The sequence below is a fragment of the Pantoea sp. Morm genome (genome assembly GCF_016643525.1).
Taxonomy (GTDB): domain Bacteria; phylum Pseudomonadota; class Gammaproteobacteria; order Enterobacterales; family Enterobacteriaceae; genus Pantoea; species Pantoea dispersa.
The window spans coordinates 1-6,852 of record NZ_VOQX01000151.1 but is presented as its reverse complement, the minus strand read 5'-3'; the positions used below and the strand labels follow the sequence as shown (position 1 = coordinate 6,852).

Below are 6,852 nucleotides of genomic sequence, written 5' to 3'. Positions count from 1 at the left end.
GATCGTGCACCCGATTCTGCGCCGGCTGATGGAAGAAGCCGGCTAAACCGTGAATCTGGCGGTGCTGGATCTCAGTGATTATCAGGCGGTGATTATTGACCAGGTACAGTGCACCCAGCTGATGCGCATGTCAGCGCCGATTGGCGGCAAGTTGCCGATGCATGCGTCCGGTGCCGGCAAAGCGTTTCTCGCTCACCTTAGCGATGATCAGGTCACCGCCCTGCTGCATCAGAAGGGATTACATCACTACACGCCGAAAACCCTGATGTCGCCGCATAGCCTGAAGGAGAATCTGGCGCTGATCCGTAAGATGGGTTTTTCGCACGACGACGAAGAGCACGCGCTCGGCCTGCGCTGTGTGGCGGCACCGATTTATGATGAACACGGCGAACCGTTTGCCGCCATCTCCATCTCCGGCCCGCTGGCGCGTATGACCGACGACCGCATTACCGAGCTCGGGGCGCTGGTGATCCGCGCGGCGAAACAGGTGACGCTGAGCTATGCCGGCCGCTAGGCGGCCACTGACGCGTAGCGCGCGCTGAAACGCTGTCCGGCGCGCCACGCCATCACCTCTTCAATATGCCCGGCACGGATCCGCGCCTGCAGTGCGCGCCACCAGCCGGGATCGAACAACTGCGGATGCAGCGCCTGCAGCAATTTTCCGGTCGCCGGTTCGCTGCACAGCGCGTAGCGGAAAGTTTCCGGAAACACATCATCCGGCCCGACGCTGTACCACGGCTCGGCCTGCAGCTCATCCTCTTCGTAACGCGCCGCCGGAACATCGCGGAACACCAGCTCGGTCATCGGGCGGATTTCATCATAGTCGTAAAACACCACGCGGCCATGGCGCGTCATGCCGAAGTTTTTAAACAGCATATCGCCGGGGAAGATGTTGGCCGCCGCCAGCTGACAAATCGCATCACCGTACTCCTCAATGGCGTGCTGGCGCTGTTCCGGCGTCGCCTGCATCAGCCACAGGTTAAGCGGCTGCATGCGACGCTCCAGCCATAAGTGGCGGATGATCACTACGTCATCGCGCAGCTCGATTTTTTCCGGAATCTCGCGCTCAAATTCCGCCATCAGCGCCGCCGGAATGCGCGCGCGCGGGATAGCGAAATGCTCAAACTCCTGGGTGTCAGCCATGCGCCCGACGCGGTCATGCTCTTTGACCAGCCGGTAACAGGCGCGCACCTGCGCATCCGTCACCTCTTTTTGCGGCGCGAAGCGATCTTTAATCACCTTAAATACCCGATCAAAACCGGGCAGCGTAAATACCAGCATCACCATACCGCGCACGCCGGGTGCGATGGTGAATGCTTCCTGACTGTGCGCCAGGTAATCTAAATATTCGCGATAGCATTCGGTTTTACCGTGTTTCTGGCAGCCAATCGCCATATAGCGCTCGGCAAGGGTTTTGCCCGGCAAAATCGGCTGCAGCCAGGCCACCAGCGCGGCTGGCACCGGCGCGTACACCATGAAATAGGCACGGGCAAAGCCAAACACGATGCTGGCGTCATTGCTGTCGGTGAGGCAGGTATCGATCCACAACCGGCCGGCGTCATCGCGCTGAATCGGCAGCAGACACGGCACGATCTCGCCCGCGCTCAGCTGCAGCCGCGCCACAATCCAGGCGGTTTTGTTGCGATAAAACAGCTCGCTGGCGACGTCCAGTGTGGCATTGGCCAGCTGTGCCGCGCTGAACTGCTCGTGCAGATGACGCACAATCCAGCCGATGTCGCGCGTCTGATCCTGCCACGTCAGCCGCAACGGAATGTCATTCAATACCTGACGCAGCGTCTCATGCCAGCTGTGCTGCGGCCGGTACAGGCGCGACAGCGGTCGCTGCGCCGGCGGCGCGGGCGCGTACGGCTGTGACGGCAGGATAAACAGCCGCTCAGGCAGTAAGTGGCTGTGCCCCAGCAAGCGACAATAGACAGAATTAAAAAAGCTTTCGGCAATTTCATGACGCGGATAGCCCGGCAGCAGCGTGGCATAGTGGCTTTTCACCCGCAGCCAGAAAGCGTCATCCCAGTCGGCCATCTCGTTGAGGATGCGCAGCTGATTGGCGACCAGCCCGACGTGATGGTCGTACAAATGGATACGCGCTTTCATCGCCTGCTGCACCGCCTGCCAGTCCGCCTGTTCAAAGCGCTGCTGCGCGCCTGCGGTAATATCGAGAAAGCGGCCGTACTGTGCATCAAAACCCTGCAGAATCGTGTGGGCGATAAGGGATTCTCTCGGTGACATCGGCAATCTCCGGCAAGCGTGAGCCAGTGAAACGGTGCGCCATGCTGCGCACCGGGAATACGCTGATCAGAACTGTGCGGCTTCGGTGGAGCCGGTCAGCGCGGTGACCGACGAGCTGCCGCCCTGAATCACCGTGGTGATGCGGTCAAAATAACCGGTGCCCACTTCCTGCTGATGCGCAGAGAAGGTGTAGCCGCGTTCGCGTGCGGCAAATTCCGGCTGCTGCACCTTTTCCACGTAGTGGCGCATGCCTTCGCCCTGCGCATAAGCGTGTGCGAGGTCGAACATGTTGAACCACATGCTGTGAATGCCGGCCAGAGTGATGAACTGAAAGCGGTAGCCCATCTCGCTCAGCGCCTGCTGGAAGCGGGCAATGGTGCGATCGTCGAGATTCTTCTTCCAGTTAAACGAAGGCGAGCAGTTGTAAGCCAGCAGCTTGCCGGGATACTGCGCGTGAATCGCCTCGGCGAAGCGCTGCGCCAGCGCCAGATCCGGCGTGGAAGTTTCGCACCACAGCACATCGGCATACGGCGCATACGCCAGGCCACGGGCTATCGCCTGTTCGATACCGGCATGGGTGCGGAAGAAGCCTTCAGCGGTCCGTTCCCCGGAAATAAACGGCGCATCGCGCTCGTCGCAATCGGAGGTAATCAGATCGGCAGCGTCGGCATCGGTGCGTGCAATCAGCACCGTGGGCACATCCATCACATCGGCCGCCAGCCGCGCCGCCACCAGTTTCTGAATCGCTTCCTGCGTCGGCACCAGCACCTTGCCGCCCATGTGCCCGCACTTCTTCACCGCCGCCAGCTGATCTTCAAAGTGCACCGCGCCGGCACCGGCCTGAATCATCGCTTTCATCAGCTCAAAAGCATTGAGCACCCCACCAAATCCGGCTTCCGCATCGGCGACAATCGGCAGGTAGTAATCGATAAAGCCGTCATCGTCCGGCGACAGTCCGCTCGCCCACTGGATTTGATCGGCGCGCTGAAAACTTTGGTTGATACGTTCCACCACGTCTGGCACCGAATTGACCGGATACAGCGACTGGTCCGGATACATCTGCCCGGCCAGATTTGCATCGGCCGCCACCTGCCAGCCGGAGAGATAAATCGCCTCAATGCCGGCTTTCGCCTGCTGCACCGCCTGTCCGCCGGTCAGGGCACCGAGGCTGTTGATATAGCCTTTGCGCGCGTCACCGCTGAGCAGTGCCCACAGCTTTCTCGCGCCGCGATCCGCCAGCGTGCAGGCGGGATTAACGGAGCCGCGCAGGTTAATGACCTCTTCGGCGCTGTAAGGACGGGTAATGCCCTGCCAGCGTGATGCCAGCCAGCTGTTTTCCAGTTGAGCGATCTGTTGGGTACGATTTGACATAGCAGTATCTCCAGAGTCAGGGCAGCAGGCGGTAGCCCGGCAGGGTGAGGAAAGGAACCAGTTGTTCGTCGGTGGTGATTTGCGCCATCAGTGCAGCCGCATCTTTGTAGCGACCGGCGTCAAAGCGCGTATCACCCAGGCTGTGGCGCAGGGCCGCCAGCTCTTCATCCAGAAACTGTTCGAACAGCGCGGCGGTCACCAGCTGACCATCGCTGAGGATTTGCTTGTGGTGAATCCACTGCCAGATAGAGGTGCGGGCAATCTCCGCGGTAGCGGCATCCTCCATCAGCCCATCAATAGGCACGCAGCCATTGCCGCTGATCCACGCTTCCAGATACTGCAGCGCAACGCGGATGTTGGCGCGCATCCCGGCTTCGGTGCGCTGACCACGGCACGGGCGCAGCAGGCGCTCGGCGGTGATCGGCGTATCCTGTTCACGACTGACGTGCAGCTGATTGGGGCGATCGCCCAGCTGACGGTCAAACTCCGCCATGGCGATATCCGCCAGACCGGGATGTGCGACCCAGGTACCGTCATGGCCGTTGCCCGCTTCACGCGCTTTGTCCTCCTGCACTTTCTGCATCACCCAGGCGTTGCGTTCAGCGTCTTTGGCTGGGATGAGCGCCGACATGCCGCCCATCGCCAGCGCACCGCGCCGGTGGCAGGTTTTGATCAGCAGGCGCGAATAAACCTCGAGGAACGGCTGGTCCATGCTGATCTGCTGACGATCCGGCAGAATGCGGTCACCATGCTGGCCCAGCGTTTTGATGTAGCTGAAGATGTAATCCCAGCGACCACAGTTGAGGCCAACCACGTGATCGCGCAGTTCCCACAGGATCTCATCCATCTGGAATACCGCGGGTAGCGTCTCGATCAGTACCGTGGCTTTGATGGTGCCGCGCGGCAGATCGAAACGATCTTCACTGAAGCGGAAGATTTCCCGCCACCATGCCACTTCCGCCGCATGCTCGGTTTTCGGCAGATAGAACCACGGACCGTGACCCTTCTCCAGCAGCGCGGTGACGTTATGAAACAGATAGAGCGCAAAGTCGAATAACCCACCGGGAATGGCCCGATCGCGCCACTCAACATGCTTCTCATCCAGATGTAAGCCGCGAACCCGGCACATCAGCAGCGCCGGATCGGATCGTAACTGGTAGATCTTGCCGTTTTCGCTGGTGAAGCTCAGCGTGCCGTTAACCGCATCGCGCAGCGCCAGCTGGCCATCAAGCAGTTTTTGCCAGGTCGGTGCCAGCGAATCCTCAAAATCGGCCATGAACACTTTGACGTTAGCGTTCAGCGCGTTGATCACCATTTTGCGATCTGGCGGACCGGTGATTTCGACGCGGCGATCGCGCAGTAGCTGAGGAATGGGCCTCACCTGCCAGTCACTTTGCCGAATGGAAGCGGTTTCCGAATCGAAATCTGGCAACGCCCCCTGATCGTAGCGCTGCTGGCGTTGCTGACGCGCTTTCAGCAGACGCTCGCGCTCGGGTGCAAAGCGCACCACCAGCGAGTGCAGGAAATCAATGGCTTCGGGCGTGAGCAGCTGCTTCTCCGCGTGGGTAAAGGGCTGGCTAAAGGTCAGTGTCGGGCTGATAACCGTGTCTGTCATGCGGGCTGCCTCCTGGTTTGATCCTTTTTCTAACAACAGGATCGGGCTGTAGGGTATTTTTTAACCGGCAAGATCAGAGCATAATCATTTTTATTTTAATTTCAAAAACTATTTCCATTTTAGTGTTTGTTTGATTTTATTTGCCTGATTTAACTGTAATTTAATCTCACGAAATAAAGGCAATACGTTCCATCGCAGAAAAAAGGCAAAAAAATGCCGCGACAACACGCGGCTGTCACGGCAGGTTTAAACGCGTTGTTAGCAGGCGTTTTACTCGAGCGTTGGATTCATGTGGCGCAGATCGAATGGCGTAATCTGGTAGACGTAGTAGTTGAGCCAGTTGGAGAACAGCAGGTTGCCGTGGCTACGCCATGTGGCGCGCGGCGGCAATTCCGGATTGTCCTGCGGGAAGTAGTTGAACGGCACCTCAGGGTGCAGGCCGGCCTCGTAGTCCCGATGGTACTCACCCGACAGCGTAAGAGCGTCATATTCCGGATGGCCGGTAACAAAGGCCAGGCGTTTGTCTTTACTCGCCATCAGATAGGCACCGGTGCTTTCCGATTCGGCAAACAGCTCAAGATCGGTGTAGTCGCGGATCAGCTGGCTGGGGAAATCAGCATAGCGTGAATGCGGTGCCAGGAAGTTGTCATCAAATCCGCGCGTCAGCAGCGCGTGCGGATGAAGAATCTGATGCTCAAAAACACCAGACAGTTTGTTCTGGCGCGTCTGCTTCGGAATGCCATACAGGATGTTAAGCGCCGCCTGCACTGCCCAGCAGACGAACAGAGTAGAAGTGACGTGCTCTTTCGCCCAGTGCAGCACGCGTTGAATCTGCGGCCAGTAGGCAACATCATTAAAATCAACCAGCCCCAGCGGCGCACCGGTAACAATCAGGCCATCAAAGTTATCGTTAGCGATATCGTCGAAGTTGCAGTAGAAGTTGTTCAGATGCTCGCTGGGCGTGTTACGCGACTCGCGGCTGTCGATGCGTAACAGCTGGACATCGATCTGCAGTGGCGAGTTAGAGAGCAGGCGCAGAAACTGATTTTCCGTTTCTATTTTTTTTGGCATCAGGTTAAGGATCAAGACTTTAAGCGGACGAATCTCCTGAACACTGGCGCGCGATGAGGTCATGACAAAGACATTCTCATTACGCAAAAAATTCACTGCCGGTAATTCGTCGGGGATCCTGATTGGCATAACCTGCTGACCTCTTTCTGATAACCATATAAACGTTTAGACATCCAGATGCCCGAGATTAGCCTGGCTGCCGCTGGATGTCGAGTCTTCATGCGGTTTATGAAAATGTTTCAGCATTGAGCGGCAATGGCCGCGAGCGCCGCGCGGTGAGCAGCAGCAATAAGGTCGGAATAAAAGCGCGTTAGAATTTTTTCAGGATTAAATAAGTCGTTATGGAGGGGTTTTTAGCGGGAAATTTGCCGGAGTACGGACGTAAAAAAGCCCCGGACTCTCGTCCGGGGCTTCTTTACTTATTTGATGCCTGGCAGTTCCCTACTCTCGCATGGGGAGGCCCCACACTACCATCGGCGCTACGGCGTTTCACTTCTGAGTTCGGCATGGGGTCAGGTGGGACCACCGCGCTGTTGCCGCCAGGCAAA

The 6,852-nt window shown here is 58.1% G+C and carries 4 protein-coding genes, 1 rRNA gene and 1 pseudogene; 1 reads left to right on the top strand and 5 read right to left on the bottom strand.

The genetic code is table 11. The features are described 5' to 3' along the window. Positions 1–514, top strand: a pseudogene (locus tag FT726_RS25635) (IclR family transcriptional regulator C-terminal domain-containing protein); the annotation flags it as partial. Here the strand turns inward: FT726_RS25635 and aceK are convergent. The 5 genes from aceK to rrf form a co-directional block, all read right to left on the bottom strand. Then, positions 511–2,247 (bottom strand): bifunctional isocitrate dehydrogenase kinase/phosphatase, encoded by a 1,737-nt coding sequence (gene aceK, locus FT726_RS25630; RefSeq protein ID WP_059012751.1) that lies wholly within the window; start codon positions 2,245–2,247, stop codon positions 511–513. The pseudogene FT726_RS25635 and the gene aceK sit on opposite strands and share 4 nt — an antisense overlap. A 66-nt stretch (positions 2,248–2,313) precedes the next feature. Beyond that, on the bottom strand, positions 2,314–3,618 hold the full coding sequence (gene aceA, locus FT726_RS25625; protein WP_346303678.1) for an isocitrate lyase: 1,305 nt from the start codon (positions 3,616–3,618) through the stop codon (positions 2,314–2,316). A 16-nt stretch (positions 3,619–3,634) separates the two neighbouring features. After that, a complete protein-coding gene (aceB, locus tag FT726_RS25620) occupies positions 3,635–5,233 on the bottom strand; it encodes a malate synthase A (protein ID WP_346303677.1) in 1,599 nt (532 codons plus the stop codon). Positions 5,234–5,503: 270 nt separating this feature from the next. Beyond that, positions 5,504–6,433, bottom strand: a complete 930-nt coding sequence (gene metA, locus FT726_RS25615; RefSeq protein WP_282996252.1) for a homoserine O-succinyltransferase — start codon at positions 6,431–6,433, stop codon at positions 5,504–5,506. A gap of 299 nt (positions 6,434–6,732) precedes the next feature. Continuing rightward, positions 6,733–6,848: ribosomal RNA gene (rrf, locus tag FT726_RS25610) — 5S ribosomal RNA — on the bottom strand. Between the last annotated feature and the right edge of the window lie 4 nt (positions 6,849–6,852).